The organism is Nocardioides szechwanensis (assembly GCF_900103935.1).
GTDB lineage: Bacteria > Actinomycetota > Actinomycetes > Propionibacteriales > Nocardioidaceae > Nocardioides > Nocardioides szechwanensis.
Genome location: NZ_FNIC01000003.1, coordinates 421,259 through 438,585, shown reverse-complemented (window position 1 = coordinate 438,585; position 17,327 = coordinate 421,259). Strand labels below are relative to the sequence as shown.

At 71.1% G+C, this 17,327-nt stretch carries 14 protein-coding genes; 11 read left to right on the top strand and 3 right to left on the bottom strand.

Annotation, left to right across the window (positions count from 1 at the left end):
• The coding region (locus BLR90_RS10735; RefSeq protein WP_143016180.1) for a transposase at positions 1-322 on the top strand (322 nt) is incomplete at its 5' end.
• A gap of 11 nt (positions 323-333) precedes the next feature.
• Here BLR90_RS10735 and BLR90_RS10730 read toward each other — a convergent pair.
• Together BLR90_RS10730 and gabT are read right to left on the bottom strand one after the other, a co-directional pair.
• Entirely contained in the window at positions 334-1,725 is a 1,392-nt protein-coding gene (locus tag BLR90_RS10730) for an NAD-dependent succinate-semialdehyde dehydrogenase (protein ID WP_091025162.1), read from the bottom strand.
• The gene (gabT, locus tag BLR90_RS10725) at positions 1,722-3,062 is read right to left on the bottom strand and encodes a 4-aminobutyrate--2-oxoglutarate transaminase (RefSeq protein ID WP_091025161.1); all 1,341 of its coding nucleotides are present in this window, start codon (positions 3,060-3,062) and stop codon (positions 1,722-1,724) included. Before gabT ends, BLR90_RS10730 begins: the two co-directional genes overlap by 4 nt.
• 70 nt (positions 3,063-3,132) lie before the next feature.
• On the opposite strand from gabT, the gene BLR90_RS10720 reads away from it, so the two are divergent.
• Positions 3,133-4,020 (top strand): LysR family transcriptional regulator, encoded by an 888-nt coding sequence (locus BLR90_RS10720; protein ID WP_245715250.1) that lies wholly within the window; start codon positions 3,133-3,135, stop codon positions 4,018-4,020.
• Positions 4,021-4,105: 85 nt separating this feature from the next.
• On the top strand, positions 4,106-6,139 hold the full coding sequence (locus BLR90_RS10715) for an ATP-binding SpoIIE family protein phosphatase (protein WP_091025160.1): 2,034 nt from the start codon (positions 4,106-4,108) through the stop codon (positions 6,137-6,139).
• 34 nt (positions 6,140-6,173) lie between these two features.
• Here the strand turns inward: BLR90_RS10715 and BLR90_RS10710 are convergent, their stop codons facing one another.
• Positions 6,174-7,202 carry a LacI family DNA-binding transcriptional regulator gene (locus BLR90_RS10710; protein WP_091025159.1) on the bottom strand — a complete coding sequence of 343 codons (1,029 nt, stop codon included), beginning with the start codon at positions 7,200-7,202 and terminating at the stop codon, positions 6,174-6,176.
• A gap of 166 nt (positions 7,203-7,368) precedes the next feature.
• On the opposite strand from BLR90_RS10710, the gene BLR90_RS10705 reads away from it, so the two are divergent.
• From BLR90_RS10705 to BLR90_RS10670, 8 genes are all read left to right on the top strand, one after another.
• Positions 7,369-8,934, top strand: a complete 1,566-nt coding sequence (locus tag BLR90_RS10705) for a sugar ABC transporter ATP-binding protein (protein ID WP_091025158.1) — start codon at positions 7,369-7,371, stop codon at positions 8,932-8,934.
• Positions 8,931-9,980, top strand: coding sequence for an ABC transporter permease (locus tag BLR90_RS10700; RefSeq protein WP_091025157.1), 1,050 nt, complete (start codon positions 8,931-8,933; stop codon positions 9,978-9,980). The genes BLR90_RS10705 and BLR90_RS10700 overlap by 4 nt, the downstream gene beginning before the upstream one ends.
• The gene (locus BLR90_RS10695; RefSeq protein ID WP_091025156.1) at positions 9,977-11,095 is read left to right on the top strand and encodes an ABC transporter permease; all 1,119 of its coding nucleotides are present in this window, start codon (positions 9,977-9,979) and stop codon (positions 11,093-11,095) included. The genes BLR90_RS10700 and BLR90_RS10695 overlap by 4 nt, the downstream gene beginning before the upstream one ends.
• 24 nt (positions 11,096-11,119) lie before the next feature.
• Positions 11,120-12,157, top strand: a complete 1,038-nt coding sequence (rhaS, locus tag BLR90_RS10690; RefSeq protein WP_091025155.1) for a rhamnose ABC transporter substrate-binding protein — start codon at positions 11,120-11,122, stop codon at positions 12,155-12,157.
• A gap of 45 nt (positions 12,158-12,202) precedes the next feature.
• Positions 12,203-12,550: an L-rhamnose mutarotase gene (locus BLR90_RS10685; RefSeq protein ID WP_091025154.1), complete on the top strand. Its 348-nt coding sequence runs from the start codon at positions 12,203-12,205 to the stop codon at positions 12,548-12,550.
• Position 12,551: 1 nt separating this feature from the next.
• Complete coding sequence (gene rhaI / locus BLR90_RS10680) at positions 12,552-13,724, top strand: L-rhamnose isomerase (protein ID WP_091025153.1); 1,173 nt, start codon at positions 12,552-12,554, stop codon at positions 13,722-13,724.
• 66 nt (positions 13,725-13,790) lie between these two features.
• On the top strand, positions 13,791-15,827 hold the full coding sequence (locus tag BLR90_RS10675) for a bifunctional aldolase/short-chain dehydrogenase (RefSeq protein ID WP_091025152.1): 2,037 nt from the start codon (positions 13,791-13,793) through the stop codon (positions 15,825-15,827).
• Positions 15,824-17,326 carry a rhamnulokinase gene (locus BLR90_RS10670; protein WP_091025151.1) on the top strand — a complete coding sequence of 501 codons (1,503 nt, stop codon included), beginning with the start codon at positions 15,824-15,826 and terminating at the stop codon, positions 17,324-17,326. The genes BLR90_RS10675 and BLR90_RS10670 overlap by 4 nt, the downstream gene beginning before the upstream one ends.
• Position 17,327: the final 1 nt, after the last annotated feature.

The following is a 17,327-nucleotide window of genomic DNA, read 5'->3' as shown; positions in this document are numbered from 1 at the left end:
GCGCCCGCGCACCCGCCCGGTTGCGGTGCTCGGCGACAAGGCCTACTCCTCCCGCGCGATCCGCACTGAACTGCGATCACGACGAGTCCGAGCGGTTATCCCGCAGCCCTCGGACCAGATCGCCCACCGCAAGCGTCGCGGATCGGCCGGCGGCCGACCGCCAGCATTCGACGCCGCGACCTACAAAGGGCGCAACGTGATCGAGCGATCCTTCAACGACCACAAGCAGTGGCGCGGTCTGGCTACCCGCTACGACAAACTCGCCGTGGTCTACCGCGGAGGCGTAGTCCTACGCGCCATCACCATCTGGCTTCGCGAATAGGGAGACACGCCCTAGCCCGGCCAGTCGACACTGAGGTACTGCGTCTCCTGGAACTCCCGCAACCCGTCTCGTGCGCCCTCGCGGCCGAGCCCGCTCTGCTTGACCCCGCCGAACGGTGCCGACGGGTCCGACACGAGGCCGCGGTTGATGCCGACCATGCCCGCCTCGATCCGCTCCCCGAGGGAGACCGCCCGGCGCAGGTCGCCGGCGAAGACGTACGCCGCGAGGCCGTACTCGGTGTCGTTGACCTGGGCGAGCAGCTCCGCCTCGTCGTCCCACACCACCACGGGGGCGACGGGTCCGAAGATCTCCTCGCGCAGGATCGCCGCACCAGGCGCCACGTCGGCCAGCACCGTCGGAGGGTAGAAGTAGCCGGGGCCGTCCGGCATCTGCGCCTGGTGCGAGATGCGGGCACCCTCGCGGACGGCGAGGTCCACCGCCGCCATGACTCGCCGCAGCGCCGCAGCGGTGATGAGCGGGCCGATCGCGCAGCCGTCGGTGGCCGGCCCGACGGTGAGCTTCTCGACCTCGGCGCCCAGCCGGGCGAGGAAGTCGAAGGCCACATCGGAGTGCACGTAGATCCGGTTGGCCGCCGTGCACGCCTGCCCGCCGTTGCGGAACTTGGCGACCATCGTCCCGGCGACCGCTGCCTCGAGGTCGGCGTCCTCGGTGACGACCACCGGCGCATTGCCCCCGAGCTCCATCGACGCGTTGAGCACCCGGTCCGCGGCCTGGTGCAGCAGGGCCCGCCCGACGCCGGTCGAGCCGGTGAAGGAGACCTTGCGCACGCGCGGGTCGCGCAGCCAGGAGCCCACCACGGTCGGCGCGTCCGTCGTGGTGACGACCTCGACCGCCCCGTCAGGAGCGCCGGCCTCGGTCAGCAGGCGGGCCACGGCCAGCGCGGTGAGCGGTGTCTCGGCGGCCGGCTTGAGCACGACCGTGCAGCCGGCGGCCAGCGCCGGGGCGATCTTGCGGGTCGCCATCGCGGCCGGGAAGTTCCAGGGCGTCACCAGCGCCGCTACACCCACCGGTCGGTGCGACACCAGCGTCCTGGCGCCGCCGGCCGGCGCCTCGCCGTACTCCCCTCCGGGCCGGACGGCCTCCTCGGAGAACCAGCGGAAGAACTCGGCCGCATAACCGACCTCGGCCGCCGCGTCGGCCAGCGACTTGCCGTTCTCCCGGGAGATCAGCGCGGTGAGCTCGTCCCGGTCGCGCAGCATCAGCTCCTGCGTGCGGCGCAGGACCTCAGAGCGCTGGCGCGGTGCCAGCCCCGACCAGGCGGGGAAGGCGGCGGCCGCGCGGTCCACGGCGGTGCGGGCCTCTGTCTCGCCCTGGTCGGGGACGTGGGCCACGACCTCGAGGGTGGCGGGGTCTTCGACGGAGAACGTGGGCGCGGCGGTCACGGCAGGCTCCCGAGCGCCGTCTCCAGCACGTCGAGCCCGTCGTGGAGCAGCTCGTCGGAGATGGCCAGCGGCGGTAGGAAGCGCAGGACGTTGCCGTAGGTGCCGCAGGTCAGGACGATCACCCCCTCCTGGTGCGCGGCGCTCGCCAGGGCCTTGGCCAGGGCCGCGTCGGGGGTCCGGCCACCGGCCTCCACCAGCTCGACCGCGACCATGGCGCCCCGGCCACGGACGTCACCGACCCGCGGGTCGCGTGCCTGAAGGGAGCGCAAGCGCTCCAGCATGAGGGCACCGATCTCGCGCGCTCGACCCACGAGGCCATCGGTCTCGATGGTCTCGATCGCAGCCAGTGCGGCCGCGCAGGCGAGCGGGTTGCCGCCGTAGGTGCCGCCGAGCCCGCCGACGTGCGGGGAGTCCATGATCTCGGCGCGCCCGGTGACGGCCGACAGCGGCAGCCCTCCGGCGATGCCCTTGGCGGTCACGATCAGGTCCGGTACGACGCCCTCCCGGTCGCAGGCGAACAGGTCGCCGGTGCGGGCGAACCCGGTCTGCACCTCGTCGGCCACGAACACCACGCTGTGCTCGCGGCACCAGGCGGCCAGCGCCGGCAGGAAGCCGGGAGCGGGTTCGATGAACCCGCCCTCTCCCTGGATCGGCTCGATCACCAGGGCGGCGAGGTTGTCCGCGCCCACCTGCTTGTCGACCAGGTCCAGGGCGCGGGCCGCGGCCGCGGCGCCGTCGAGGTCACCGTCGCGGTACGGGTAGGAGAGCGGGGCGCGATAGACCTCGGGGGCGAACGGCCCGAAGCCGTGCTTGTAGGGCATGTTCTTCGCCGTCATCGCCATCGTCAGGTTCGTTCGGCCGTGGTAGGCGTGGTCGAACACGACCACCGCGTCGCGTCCCGTGTGGACCCGGGCGATCTTCACCGCGTTCTCCACCGCCTCGGCCCCGGAGTTGAACAGAGCGGTGCGCTTCTCGTGGTCTCCCGGGGTCAGCCGGTTGAGCGCCTCGGCGACCTCGACGTAGCCGTCGTACGGCGTGACCATGAAGCAGGTGTGGGTGAAGGCGGCCACCTGCGCGCGGACCGCCTCCACGACCCGGGGTGCGCTCGCGCCGACGGTGGTGACCGCGATCCCGGAGCCCAGGTCGACGAGGTGGTTGCCGTCGACGTCGACCACGATGCCGCCGGCGGCCCGGGCGGCGAAGACGGGCATGGTGGTGCCCACGCCGGACGCCACCGCGGCCAGCTTGCGCTCCATCAGCGCGCGGGAGCGCGGGCCCGGGAGGTCGGTGACGAGCAGGCGCCGTTGGGTCACGTGCGAGACGTCGGTCAAGGTCATGGGCGCAGTCTCGACAGTGCCACCTATGCTGTCCAATACTTGTTCTGCCCAATCTCCATGCCTGGGAGGCATGATGCAGCTGAGGCACCTGCGCTATTTCGTCGCGACCGCGGAGGCGGGGACCGTCAGCGCCGCGGCCTCGCGTGTGCACGTCACCCAGCCCGCCCTGTCCCGGCAGCTGCGCCAGCTCGAGCAAGACCTCGGCGTCACGCTTTTCGAACGTGGCGCGGGGCGTCTCACCGTGAGCCGCACCGGAGCCGAGCTGCTGCCGCTGGCGCGCGACGTACTGGCGGCGGGAGACGTGCTGCGCTCGGCCGCAAGCTTCCATGCGGCCGGTGGCGTACGCCGGCTGACCATCGCGGCTCCCACGGTCACCCTCACTGATGTGGTGTCGCCGTTCGTGGCGACGACGTCCCCCGAGGACCCGGTGGTGGACGTGCGCGCCGGCGACGGGCAGACCACGGCAGCGATGCTCAGCACAGGAGCGGACCTGGCGATCGGCACCGACCGGCCGCAGCCGCCCTATCGCTCGCGGGACCTCGCGGTGCTCCCGGTGTGGGCCTACGTCCTGGAGGAGGACCCGTGGAGCGGGCGGGGGAGCGTCTCGCTCGGGGAGCTCGTGAGCCGCCAGGTCATCGGTCTGCCCACGACCTTCACGGCTCGCGAGGCCCTCGATGCGGCAGTGGGCGTCGACGGGGGTGGCTTCTCGTCCTTCGTCGAGGCGGCGAACGGGACCATCGCCCAGGCGCTTGCCGCCGCCGGGCGTGGGGTGGCGGTGGTGTCGGACGACCCGCGCTTCGGCTTGGTGCCGCTCCGCGTGACGACAGGTGACGGGCTGCTGCGCATCCGGCTGGTCGCCGCCTGGGACGGCCGCAGCGTGGCGGCGGCGACCATGGAGTCGCTCGCGGGCCGTCTCGGCGCATGGGTCGCCGCGCGCTACCCGGCCGTGCAGACGTGAGGTCCGGCACCTGCTGAGGCCGTCGACACCATACTGAGCGCGGGAGGCAGGGACTATGGCGCAGGGCAGGGCAGGGCAGGGTCGGGTGGATGCCCGACGCCCGCGCCCGGACCCGCGTCTGGCGGTCGTCGGCGTCGGGGCCGCCGCCGTCGCCGCGTCCGGGGCCTACGTCGTGGCGCTCACGCTCAACCCGTTGCCTCCCCGCTCGCTCTCGGTGGCGATGTTCGTCATGACCCCGGTCCTCGCGGCGATCGCCCTGGGGATCTTGTGGTCGCGCCAGCACGAGTCGGTGCGCCCCGACCTGCGCTGGTTCAACACGGGGCTGACCATCGCGCTGCTCGCCATGGTGCTGCAGATCGCGTCCTTTCCCTCGGTGGCGCCGGACGGCGGACTGCTGGGGACCACCCAGAACAGCAACGCCGCCCTCTACCTGCTCTTCCATGCGGCCACCTCGGCCGGCCTCCTGCTCGGCGCCACCCGGAGGTCCGTCCGCGGGCGCGGGCTGTTCCTGACCTTCGGCGTGGTGGCCGCGTTGGCCCTGGGCTTCGACCTCGTGCCGCTGCCGACGTTGCTGACCGCCGACCAGGGCTTCACCGATGTCCTAATCGGCACCGAAATCCTCTTGGCCGCTCTGACTGCGGCGTGCGCCTGGCTCTGGTTGGCGCGCGGCGGGGTCACTCCGCGGCCGCTCGTGGGGTGGGTGGGCATCTCCCAGACCTTCGCCGTCTACGACCTCGCGCTCAACGCGCTCTCCGAGGCACGGTTCTCGGCGATCTGGTGGTCGAGCCTCTCGATGAGGGTCGCCACGTACGCGGTGCTGGCCGGCGCCGCGGTGGCGGTCGTCCTGCGCATGGTGCGCGGCTTGGAGCACTATGCGGAGGCGGAGCTCGACCGGCGCGAGGCACAGCTGCGCGACAGCCTCGGCGCTGTGGAGCAGTTGCTCGAGGACGCGAGGGAGACCTCGGCGACCTTGAAGTCACACCTTCTCCCGCGGCAGATCCAGGACACGGAGTCGGTCGAGGTCTCCGCGCGCTACGCCGGCGCGGGCGAGGAGAAGGAGATCGGGGGCGACTGGTACGACACGATCGTGCTCCCGGACGGCGGTCTCGCCCTGGTCATCGGTGACGTGGAGGGCCACGACTTGGCCGCGGCGACAGTCATGGCGCAGGTGCGCGCCGCGGTGCACAGCCACGCCTTGGAGGGACACCCGCCGTCGATCCTGCTCGGACGGGTGCACCAGTTCCTGGTGCAGGCACACATCGAGCGGCTCGTGTCGCTGGCCTACGTGCAGCTCTACCCACAAGACCGCTTGATGACGGTGGCCATCGCGGGGAACCCTCCGCCCATGCTCATCCCAGCCCACGGCGACGCCCCGCGCCTCCTCGACCACGAGATCGGCCCCCCACTAGGGGTCGGCGGCCACTACCGGTGGACCGAGCGCACGCTGCTGCTTCCCCCGGACGCGACGATCGTGATGTTCACCGACGGGTTGCTGGAGCGGGAGGGCGGCTACGACGACCAGTTCGCCGCCCTGATGAACGTCGCACGTCACGCGGCGACCGCCGACCTCGACGAGCTCACCCGCGCACTCATCGGCGTCCACGCCGTGGAGGACGACGCCGCCGTCCTCGCCGCCCGGGTGACCTCGGACGCGCGCGCGGTTGCCGAACGCCTGCTTCCCGTGAGACCGATCAGCGCGCCCATCGCACGTGCCTGGCTCGTCGACGTGATCGAGGTGTGGGTCACGACCGGCCGGCTGCACGACACCGAGGACCTCAGGGACAACAGCGAGACGGCCACCTTGCTGCTGACCGAGCTGCTCAGCAACGCCCTGCGGCACGCAGAGGAGAGCATCCGCGTCTCCGTCGAGTTCCTCGGGACGGTCCTGCGCGTCGACGTCTTCGAGTCCAGCCACCGGATGCCCCGGGTCCGTGCACTGGGCAGCACCGAGACATCCGGACGCGGCCTGCGACTCGTTGAGAGCCTCTCCGACGACTGGGGCGTCACCCCGCGAGAGCAGGGCAAGTCGGTGTGGTTCCGGCTGGACCTCGCCGGTGGACCTCCGGACGAGGAGCGGCTGTCGTCAGCCTTCGACCTCCTGGGTGACGGACTGTCCTGACTCTGGCGGTCTCAAGACTCCGTCCAGTTCGACGTCATCGGCCTGCGGTGGAGGCGCGTGCGACGAGCTCGGGGGTGAACAGCACCTGGTCGTGGGTGTGGTCGAGGTTGGTCGACTCGTCGAGGAGCAGCGCGGCGGCGGTCAGTCCCAGCTCGTGGCGGGGCTGACGCACGGAGGTCAGGGGTACGGCGGCAGCGGCGGCGAACTCGATGTCGTCGTAGCCGACGATGGCCAAGTGCTCGGGGACGTGGACACCGTGGGTGATGGCGTGCTGGAGGAGGCCCAGGGCCGTCATGTCGTTGGCGCAGAAGGCGCCGGTAGGGCGCCGGCGGGCAGCCAGCCCGGTGAGGCGCTCGCCGGCGCCGCGACCCTCGGCGACCCCGAGCGAGGACGTGGTGAGTACGACGAGGTCGTCGGCCGGGAGACCCGCGTCGGCCCAGGCGAGGCGGGCACCCTCGAGGCGGTCGCGCACCTGGCCGAGGTCCATCGGCCCGCCGACAAAGGCGATCCGGCGGTGGCCGCGGTCGATCAGATGCTCTGCGGCCAGCCGGCCACCGAGGACGTCGTCGACGGCCACGGAGCAGAACGACGCGTCGTCGCGAGTGCGGTCCACGATCACCAGCGGCGTCCCGCGGTCGCGGATCGCGTCGAGCGCGGGGGAGGCCGCGTCGACCGGCGTCACGAGCACGCCCTGGACCCGCTGCTGCTGGAAGAGCGTCAGGTAGCCGGCCTCACGCGCGCCGTCCTGGTTGCTGTTGCACATGACCAGCGACAGCCCGGCCTCCTCGGCGGCCTCCTCCATGCCGCGGGCGACATCGGTGAAGAAGGGGTTGCCGCCGTCGAGCATCACGTAGGCGAGCGTGCGGCTGGTCCCCGCCCGCAGCTGCCGGGCCGACTCGTTGCGCACGAAGCCGAGCTCGGCCATCGCCGCCTCGACCCGCTCGCGGGTCGAGGTGCTCACCCGCTCGGGGCGGTTGAGCACGTTGGACACGGTGCCGAGGCTGACCCGGGCGAGGGCGGCGACGTCCTTCACTGACGCGTTGCGCACGCCGTCGACGCTCATCTGCCCTCCCTGTTCTGAAACGTACGCACAGACTAGGGACTGGTTGCCTGTTGCGGGTCAAAGGGCCGAGTCTCGTATCAATCTGGCCGAACCCCTTGCGTTTTGTGACCGCGGTCACCTACGTTCTTCCTCAGCTAATGAAACCTTTCAATCGTAGGGATGACAGATGGCCGAGGTCGTGAAGGCCCCGCAGAGCCCGGTCCTCGAGCTCGCCGAGGTCCGTAAGTCGTTCGGCCCCGTGGTGGCGCTGCGGTCCGGCAGCCTGAGCGTCGACGCCGGCTCCATCCACGCCCTGATCGGCGAGAACGGCGCAGGCAAGTCGACGATGGTGAAGATCGTCGCTGGCGTGCACCGTCGCGACAGCGGCACCTTCCGCTTCCAGGGCGGCGACGTCGACTTCGGCTCGACGGCGGAGTCCAAGGGGTCCGGGATCGCGGTCATCTACCAGGAGCCGACGCTCTTCCCCGACCTGTCGGTCACCGAGAACATCTTCATGGGCCGGATGCCCCGCGGCCGGGGTCGCCGCATCGACCGCAAGGCGATGTGGGCCGAGGCCCGCGAGCTCTTCCAGCGCCTCGGCGTCGACATCGACCCGCGCCGCCCGGCGCTGGGTCTGTCCATCGCGGACCAGCAGATCATCGAGATCGCCAAGGCGATCTCGCTCGACGCCAGCCTCCTGGTGATGGACGAGCCGACCGCGGCACTGTCGGGCGTGGAGGTGCAGCGGCTCTTCGCCGTCGCCCGCTCGCTGCGCGACGAGGGCCGCGCCCTGGTGTTCATCTCGCACCGCTTCGACGAGGTCTTCGACCTCTGCGACACCGTCACTGTGATGCGCGACGGGGCGTACGTCGGCACCCACCGCGTCGCCGACACCACGGTGCCGGAGCTGGTGAAGGAGATGGTCGGTCGCGAGGTGGGCGACCTCTACCCCAAGTCGCCGGCCACGATCGGCGAGCCGATCCTGCAGGTCGACGACCTCCAGTCGGCCGGCGTCTTCCACGACGTGACCTTCCAGGTGCGGGCCGGTGAGATCGTCGGCCTCGCCGGACTGGTCGGAGCCGGCCGCAGCGAGATCGCCCGCGCGGTCTTCGGCGTCGACGGCTACGACTCCGGCTCGGTGCGCATCGGCGACCGGGCCGTCCCGCCGCGGTCGCCGCGCGCGGCCATCAAGGCCGGGATCGCGTTCATCCCGGAGGACCGGCGCCAGCAGGGCCTGGTGGTCGACAGCTCGGTCGCCCGCAACGTGGCCAGCGTCATCCGTGGCGGCCTCACCCGCGGTGGCCTGCTCACCGGCCGCGCCGAGAACCGCGCTGCGGCGCCCTGGGCGGCCGCCCTGGAGGTCAAGACCAACGCCCTGGACATGGCCGCCACGACCATGAGCGGCGGCAACCAGCAGAAGGTGGTCATCGCCAAGTGGCTGGCCACCACCCCCAAGCTCCTCATCATCGACGAGCCCACCCGTGGCATCGACGTCGGCACCAAGGCCGAGGTGCACCGGCTGCTCTCCGAGCTGGCCGGCCAGGGCATCGCCATCTTGATGATCTCCAGCGAGCTCCCCGAGGTGCTCGGCATGGCGGACCGGGTTCTGGTCGTCTGCGAGGGGCGGATCACCGCCGAGCTCGACCGCGACACCGCCACCCCCGAGACGGTCATGGCCGCCGCCACCAACACCGCACCGTCCGAGCTCTCGCTCTCCAAGGACGCCGAGATGGTCCACGAGGTGACCGCATGAGCAGCCACACGCTGACCCGTCCCCCCGCGCCCGCGGAGTCCTCTGCGAGCGCCGCCCGCCGCGTGCTCGGCGGCCTGCTCCGCTCGCGTGAGCTCGCCGTACTCCTCGTGCTCGTCCTGCTCGTCGTGGTGACCACCGCCAAGAGCAGCAACTTCCTGTTCGGTGGGGACGGCTGGCGCGACCTGCTGGTCACGCCGTCGATCCTGCTGCTGCTGGCCGCCGGACAGACGCTGGTGATCATCACCCGCAACGTCGACCTGTCGGTCGGCTCGACGCTCGGCCTCACCGCCTACCTGACCGGCAAGCTGTTCATCGAGGTGCCCGACCTGCCGGTCCCGCTGGTGTTCCTGGCCGGGCTCGCCTTCGGCGCGCTCCTCGGCCTGGTCAACGGCCTCCTCGTCGCCTTCGGTCGCGTCCCGGCCCTGGTGATCACGCTGGGCACGCTGATGATCTACCGCGGGGTCTTCCTCGAGTGGGCCGGCAGTGACCGGATCAACCCCTCCGACCTGCCCGCCGGCTTCCTGAGCCTCGGCACCGACCAGCTGCTGACCATCCCGGTCCTGACCATCATCGCCCTGGTCGTGGTCGCCGCCGTCGGCTACTACCTCCACACGTCGCGAGGCGGCCGCGAGCTCTACGCGATCGGCTCCGACCCCGACGCGGCCCAGCTGTTCGGGCTGCCCGTCACGCGCCGGGTGCTCGCGGCCTTCGTGGTGTGTGGGGCCCTGGCCGGACTGGCCGGCGTCTTCTACGCCGCCCGCTACGGCTCGATCAGCTCCAACGCCGGCCGCAACATCGAGCTCGAGGCGGTCGCCGCCGCCGTCATCGGCGGCGTGGCCATCTTCGGCGGCAGCGGCACCGTCTGGGGAGCCGCCGCCGGCGCCTTCCTGCTCGTGACCATCGACCGTGCGCTGCCCGTCCTGGGCATCCCCGACTTCTGGCAGCGCGCCGTCGTCGGCGCCCTGATCATCGGCGCCGTCGTCCTCGACCGCGTGCTCAAGAAGCGACAGGAACGCAGGCTCATCGAGGCGAGGGACCAGTCATGACCACGACCATCGAGCGCGCCGTCGACGAGCGCACCTACGCCAGCTACTCGCGCCCGCTGCTGTGGCGCCTGGTGATGACGCGCGAGTTCGCGATCATCACCGTGCTGATCACCGTCTTCACCTACGCCACCGGCCAGATCCCGAACTTCGACGGCCCGCTGACGCTCTACTACCTGTTCCTCGACACCGCCCCGATCATGCTGATCGCGCTGCCGATGACGCTGGTCATCATCACCGGCGAGATCGACCTCTCGGTGGCAAGCATCATGGGCCTGACGAGCGTCATGCTGGGCATCGGCTTCTCCGACGTCGGGCTGCCGATGCCGGTCGCGATCCTGCTCGCGCTCGCCGTCGGTGCGGTCTGCGGCGGGGCCAACGGCTTCCTGGTCGCGTACGTCGGACTGCCCTCCCTCGCCGTCACCATCGGCACCCTCGCGCTCTACCGCGGCATCGCCGTCGGCCTGCTCGGCACCGAGGCGATCACCGACTTCCCCGAGTACTGGACCGACCTCGCCAAGCAGCGGCTCGTCGGCGACGAGCTCACCGGAGGGGCGATCGACAGCTACCCGGTCATCCTCATCCCGTTCGTGGTGCTCCTGGTCGCCTTCGTGTGGCTGCTGCACTTCTCGTCCTTCGGCCGTGGCGTCTACGAGATCGGGCTCAACGACGAGGCGGCGCGCTTCAGCGGCGTCGACGTCGAGCGCACCAAGATGTGGCTCTTCGTGCTCAGCGGGGTGGTCTCGGCCTTCGCCGGCATCTACTACACGCTCCGCTTCGGCAGCGCCCGCGGGGACAACGCGGAGTACTACGAGCTGCAGGTCATCGCGGCCGTTCTCCTGGGCGGGGTCTCGATCTTCGGCGGCCGTGGCGCGCTGCACGGCGTCGTCGCCGGCGTACTCCTCATCGGCGTCCTGCAGTCGGCGATGCGGCTCGACGGCACCAGCACCAACATCGCCAACATCGTCATCGGCCTGCTGCTCGTCGGCTCGGTGATGCTCACCAGCGTCCTGTCCTGGGTCTCGGCGTTGACCTCAGGACGGGCTCGGCGGGAACCACCACCGCCGCCGCACAACCCTCAGCAGTCGGCTGCGTCCGACGCCACCCGGTCGCACTGACCACCCACCAGAAAGGCACTACCCATGAAGAACCTCCAGAAGAGGACCGCCGCTCTGGCCGGCCTGGCCCTGCTGGCCAGCCTCGGTCTGACCGCGTGCGGCAGTGACGACGACGGCGGTGACGGCGGCGACGGCGGCTCCGGTGGCGACAGCAGCAGCATCACCATGATCCCGAAGAACCTCGGTAACCCGTACTTCGACGCCAGCACCGCCGGCGCCGAGGCCGCTGCCGAGGAGTTCGGCGGCTCGGTCGAGGAGGTCGGCCCCGACACCGCCACGCCCGACTCGCAGGTCTCGTTCATCAACACCGCGGCCCAGCAGGGCGCAGGCGCGGTCGTCGTCTCCGCCAACGACCCGTCGGCCATCTGCGACGCGCTCGAGGAGGCCAGCAGCGCCGGGGTGAAGGTCGTGACCTTCGACTCCGACACCGAGCCCGAGTGCCGCGACATCTTCGTCAACCAGGCCGACGCCGCCGGCATCGCCGCCAAGCAGGTCGAGCTGATCGCCGCACAGATCGGTGACGAGGGCGAGGTGGCGATCCTGTCCGCCGCGGCCAACGCGACCAACCAGAACGCGTGGATCGAGCTCATGGAGGCCGACCTCGAGGAGAACCACCCCAACATCGAGCTCGTCGACATCGTCTACGGCGACGACGACGACCAGAAGTCCTTCGACCAGACCGCGGCACTGCTGTCCGCACACCCCAACCTGAAGGGCATCATCTCGCCCACCACGGTCGGCATCGCCGCAGCGGCGCGCTACCTGTCGACCTCGGACGCCAAGGGCAAGGTCGCGCTGACCGGCCTCGGCGCCCCGAGCCAGATGAAGGCCTTCATCGAGGACGGCACCGTCACCGAGTTCGCCCTGTGGAACCCCGAGGACCTCGGCTACCTGGCCGCCTTCGCCGCCAACGCTCTGGCGTCCGGCGACATCGAGGGCGCGGAGGGCGACACCTTCGAGGCCGGCAAGCTCGGTGAGTACACCGTGGGCGCCGACGGCGTCGTCGTGCTCGGCGAGCCGTACGTCTTCGACGCCGAGAACATCGACCAGTTCAAGTTCTGATCCACCCAGCACCCGTCACCTGACCGCAGGAACAGGGAGTCAGCCATGCCCCGATACTGCTTCACCCTCCAGGTCCGCCCGGAGCGCAAGCAGGAGTATGTCGAGCGTCACGCGGCCGTCTGGCCCGAGATGCTCGCCGCGCTCGAGTCGACCGGCTGGCGCAGCTACTCCCTGTTCCTGCGGGACGACGGGCTCCTCGTGGGCTACGTCGAGTCCGACGACCTCGAGACCGCCCTCGACGCCATGGCCGACACCGACGTCAACCGCCGGTGGCAGGCCGAGATGGCTCCCTTCTTCGACAACGACGGCCGCGCCCCCGACGAGGGGTTCGTGCGGCTGACAGAGGTGTTCCACCTCGCCGACCAGCTCACCAGCGCACAGACCGAAGGCTGACATGACCGACCCCAGCGGCTTCGCCGCCATCACCTCGCAGCTCGAGCGACTCGCCATCGAGGTCCCGTCCTGGGCCTACGGCAACTCGGGCACCCGCTTCAAGGTCTTCGGCTCGGCCGGCACCCCGCGATCGGTCGAGGAAAAGATCGCCGACGCCGCCGTGGTCAACCGGCTCACCGGCCTGGCGCCGTCGGTGGCACTGCACATCCCGTGGGACCTGGTCGACGACTACACCGCGCTGCGCAGCTACGCCGAGGACCTCGGCGTCGCGCTGGGCACCATCAACTCCAACACCTTCCAGGACGACGACTACAAGCTCGGCGCCCTGACGCACACCGACAAGGTGGTCCGACAGAAGGCCATCGACCACCACTTCGAGTGCATCGACGTCATGCACGCCACCGGCTCGCGCGACCTGAAGGTCTGGCTCGCCGAGGGCAGCAACTACCCGGGCCAGGCCGACCTGCGCGGACGCCAGGACCGGCTGGCCGAGTCGCTGGCGACGATCTACGAGCGGATCGGCGAGGACCAGCGGCTGGTGCTCGAGTACAAGTTCTTCGAGCCGGCGTTCTACCACACGGACGTCCCCGACTGGGGTACGTCGTACGCCCAGGTCGTCGCCCTCGGCGAGCGCGCCATGGTGTGCCTCGACACCGGCCACCACGCGCCCGGCACCAACATCGAGTTCATCGTCATGCAGCTGCTGCGGCTGGGCCGGCTCGGCTCGTTCGACTTCAACTCCCGCTTCTACGCCGACGACGACCTGATCGTCGGCGCCGCCGACCCATTCCAGCTGTTCCGGATCATGGCCGAGGTCATCCGCGGCGGCGGGCTCGACGCCGACAGCGACGTCGCGTTCATGCTCGACCAGTGCCACAACATCGAGGACAAGATCCCCGGCCAGATCCGCTCGGTGCTCAACGTCCAGGAGATGACCGCACGCGCGCTGCTCATCGACCGGGACGCGCTGCTCGTGGCGCAACAGGACGGTGACGTCCTCGGTGCCCACGAGATCTACATCGACGCGTTCTCCACCGACGTCCGCCCGGCCCTGGCCGCGTGGCGCGAGGAGCGCGGCCTGCCGGCCTCACCGATGCGCGCCTACGCCGAGTCCGGCTACCAGCAGGAGATCGAGGAGTCCCGCCGCGGTGGGACCCAGCTCTCCTGGAACTAGGGGGGTTTCGAGGCTCGTCGCCAGGGCTCCTCGCACCTCAACCACCGATAGGAATCGAAAGGCATCATGACCAACCCTGCTGCGGCCGAGCTGATCGCCCGGTCCAACCGCCTCGGCGCCGACCCCAAGAACACCAACTATGCGGGCGGCAACACCTCGGCCAAGGGCACCGAGACCGACCCGGTCACCGGTGAGCCCGTCGAGTTGCTCTGGGTGAAGGGCTCGGGCGGCGACCTGGGCACCCTGACCGAGCCCGGCCTCGCCGTGCTCCGCCTCGACCGGATGCGCGCGCTGGTCGACGTCTATCCGGGCCTCGACCGCGAGGACGAGATGGTCGCGGCCTTCGACTACTGCCTGCACGGCAAGGGCGGTGCGGCCCCGTCGATCGACACCGCCATGCACGGCCTGGTCGACGCCCCCCACGTCGACCACCTGCACCCCGACTCCGGTATCGCGATCGCCACCGCCGCGGACGGCCAGGAGCTGACCACCACGATCTTCGGGGACAAGGTCGTGTGGGTGCCCTGGCGCCGCCCCGGCTTCCAGCTCGGCCTCGACATCGCCGAGATCAAGGAGAAGAACCCGCAGGCGGTCGGCTGCATCCTCGGCGGCCACGGCATCACCGCGTGGGGTGACACCAGCGCCGAGGCCGAGGCCAACTCGCTGTGGGTCATCGACACCGCCGCGGCCTACATCGCCGAGCACGGCCGGCCCGAGCCGTTCGGCCCGCCGCTCGCGGGGTACGCCGCCCTGCCGGCCGCCGAGCGCCGGGCCAAGGCCGCGGCCCTCGCGCCCACGATCCGCGGCCTCGCCAGCCACGACCGTCCGATGGTCGGCCACTTCGCCGACCACGACGTCGTCCTCGACTTCCTCGCCAGCAGCGAGCACCCGCGGCTGGCCGGGCTGGGCACCTCGTGTCCCGACCACTTCCTGCGCACCAAGGTCAAGCCGATGGTCCTCGACCTGCCGGCGAGCGCCTCGGTCGAGGAGAGCCTCGCGCGGCTCAAGGAGCTTGCGGTCTCCTACCGCGAGGACTACCAGGCCTACTACGACCGTCACGCCACCCCGGACTCGCCCGCCATCCGTGGGGCGGACCCGCTGGTCGTGCTGGTGCCCGGCGTCGGCATGTTCAGCTTCGGCAAGGACAAGCAGACCGCCCGTGTGGCCGGGGAGTTCTACACCAACGCGATCAACGTGATGCGCGGCGCCGAGGGGCTGTCGACCTACGCCCCCATCGACGAGGCGGAGAAGTTCCGCATCGAGTACTGGGCGCTGGAGGAGGCCAAGCTGCAGCGGATGGCCGAGCCCAAGCCCCTCGCCACCCGGATCGCGCTGGTCACCGGTGCCGCCGGTGGCATCGGCAAGGCCACCGCCAAGAAGCTCGCGGCCGAGGGCGCCTGCGTCGTCATCGCCGACCTCGACCTCGAGAGGGCGCAAGCAGCGGCGGCCGAGATCGGCGGGCCGGACGTCGCCATCGGCGTCGCCGCCGACGTGAGCAAGGAGGCCGCCGTCCAGGCGATGGTCGACGCCGCCGTGCTCGCCTTTGGCGGCCTCGACCTGGTCGTCAACAACGCCGGTCTGTCGCTCTCGAAGACCCTGCTGGAGACCACGGAAGCCGACTGGGACCTGCAGCACGACGTGATGGCCAAGGGCTCGTTCCTGGTGTCGAAGGCCGCGGCCAAGGTGCTGATCGAGCAGGAGATGGGCGGCGACATCGTCTACATCTCCTCGAAGAACTCCGTCTTCGCCGGACCCAACAACATCGCCTACTCCGCGACCAAGGCCGACCAGGCCCACCAGGTCCGGCTGCTCGCGGCCGAGCTCGGCCAGTACGGCGTCAAGGTCAACGGCGTCAACCCCGACGGGGTCGTCGCCGGCTCGGGCATCTTCGCCAGCGGCTGGGGAGCCAACCGGGCCGCCGTCTACGGCGTGGAGGAGAAGGACCTCGGCAAGTTCTACGCCCAGCGCACGATCCTCAAGCGCGAGGTGCTGCCGGAGAACATCGCCAACGCGGTCTTCGTGCTGTGCGGTCCCGAGATGACCCACACGACGGGGCTGCACGTGCCGGTCGACGCGGGCGTGGCGGCGGCGTTCCTGCGATGAGTCCCACCGCCACCGGGCCGGTCCGCGTCGCGGCCGTCGACCTCGGGGCGACCAGCGGGCGGGTCATGGCCGGCCGGGTCGGCCCCGGGTCGCTCCACCTCGACGAGCTGCACCGCTTCCCCAACGGTGGTGTCCGCGCCAACGGCTCGCTCTTCTGGGACGTCCTCGGCATCCACCGCGAGTCGCTGGCCGGCATCGCCAAGGTCGCTCGCACCGGTCCTCTGCACGGCATCGGCATCGACTCGTGGGCCATCGACTACGGCCTGCTCGACCGGGACGGTCACCTGCTCGGCAACCCCTATTCACACCGTGACTCGCGCACGGACGGCGTCGCCGAGACGGTGCTCTCCACGGTCGGGGCAGCGGAGATGTATGCCACAACCGGGCTGCAGAACCTGCCGTTCAGCACCGTCTACCAGCTGGTCGCCGCGCGCGGGACGCCGGCGCTGGAGTCCGCCGAGACCCTGCTCCTGCTGCCGGACCTGCTCGGCTACTGGCTCACGGGCAAGGTGGGTGCGGAGCGCACCAACGCCTCCACGACCGGGATGTACGACGTCCGGTCGCGCGAGTGGGCGCTCGACCTGGCCAAGCGGATCGGTATCCCCTGGGCCGTGCTGCCGCCGCTGCGTGACCCGGGCGACGTGGTCGGCGCGGTCCTGGACCAGGTCGCCGAGCAGCTCGGCGTCCCCACCGGTCTCCCGGTCGTCGCGGTCGGCTCCCACGACACCGCCTCGGCCGTGGTCGGCGTACCCGCGACCGAGGACGACTTCGCCTACATCTCCTCGGGCACCTGGTCGCTGGTCGGGCTCGAGCTGGAGACGCCGGTGCTCACCGAGGCCGCCCGGCTCGCCGACTTCACCAACGAGGGCGGCGTCGACGGCACCGTCCGGTTCCTCAAGAACGTCATGGGCCTGTGGGTCCTCTCGGAGTCCCTGCGGCACTGGGAGGACGAGCGCATCGTCGAGGCCGGCCTCGTCGCCGTGCTCGGCGGGGCGCGCGAGGCGCCGCCGCTGCGGACGGTGGTCGACATCGACGACCCCCGGCTCCTCGCTCCGGGGACCAGGGGCGACAACATGCCGTCGCGGATCCAGCGGCTCGCTGCCGAGGCCGGGGAGCCGATCCCGCGCACGCCGGTCGCGATCACGCGCTGCATCCTCGACAGCCTGGCACTGGCCTACCGCCGCCACCTCCGCACCGCCGCCGAGCTCGCCGGCCGCGAGGTGTCCGTCGTCCATGTGGTGGGGGGCGGCTCGCAGAACGCCCTCCTCTGCCAGCTCACCGCCGACGCCTGCGGCCTCCCGGTCCTGGCCGGGCCGGCCGAGGCAGCGGCGCTGGGCAACGTGCTCGTCCAGGCCCGCACCCTCGGCGCCGACCTGCCCGACCTGACCGCCATGCGCGACCTCGTACGGCGTACCCAGGGCGTGCTGCGCTACGAGCCCCGGCCCGGACCGGACTGGGACGCGGCCGAGGCGCGGCTGCCGGCGCGGGCCGTAGCGTGAG

Bases quoted from the DNA above. Each gene is read 5' to 3' on its own strand.
- BLR90_RS10670 (WP_091025151.1), top strand. From the start codon at position 15,824: ATGAGTCCCACCGCCACCGGGCCGGTCCGCGTCGCGGCCGTCGACCTC.
- BLR90_RS10700 (WP_091025157.1), top strand. From the start codon at position 8,931: ATGAGCAGCCACACGCTGACCCGTCCCCCCGCGCCCGCGGAGTCCTCT.
- rhaI (WP_091025153.1), top strand. From the start codon at position 12,552: ATGACCGACCCCAGCGGCTTCGCCGCCATCACCTCGCAGCTCGAGCGA.
- gabT (WP_091025161.1), bottom strand. From the start codon at position 3,062: ATGACCTTGACCGACGTCTCGCACGTGACCCAACGGCGCCTGCTCGTC.
- BLR90_RS10675 (WP_091025152.1), top strand. From the start codon at position 13,791: ATGACCAACCCTGCTGCGGCCGAGCTGATCGCCCGGTCCAACCGCCTC.
- BLR90_RS10710 (WP_091025159.1), bottom strand. From the start codon at position 7,202: ATGAGCGTCGACGGCGTGCGCAACGCGTCAGTGAAGGACGTCGCCGCC.
- BLR90_RS10695 (WP_091025156.1), top strand. From the start codon at position 9,977: ATGACCACGACCATCGAGCGCGCCGTCGACGAGCGCACCTACGCCAGC.
- BLR90_RS10685 (WP_091025154.1), top strand. From the start codon at position 12,203: ATGCCCCGATACTGCTTCACCCTCCAGGTCCGCCCGGAGCGCAAGCAG.
- BLR90_RS10720 (WP_245715250.1), top strand. From the start codon at position 3,133: ATGATGCAGCTGAGGCACCTGCGCTATTTCGTCGCGACCGCGGAGGCG.
- BLR90_RS10705 (WP_091025158.1), top strand. From the start codon at position 7,369: ATGGCCGAGGTCGTGAAGGCCCCGCAGAGCCCGGTCCTCGAGCTCGCC.
- rhaS (WP_091025155.1), top strand. From the start codon at position 11,120: ATGAAGAACCTCCAGAAGAGGACCGCCGCTCTGGCCGGCCTGGCCCTG.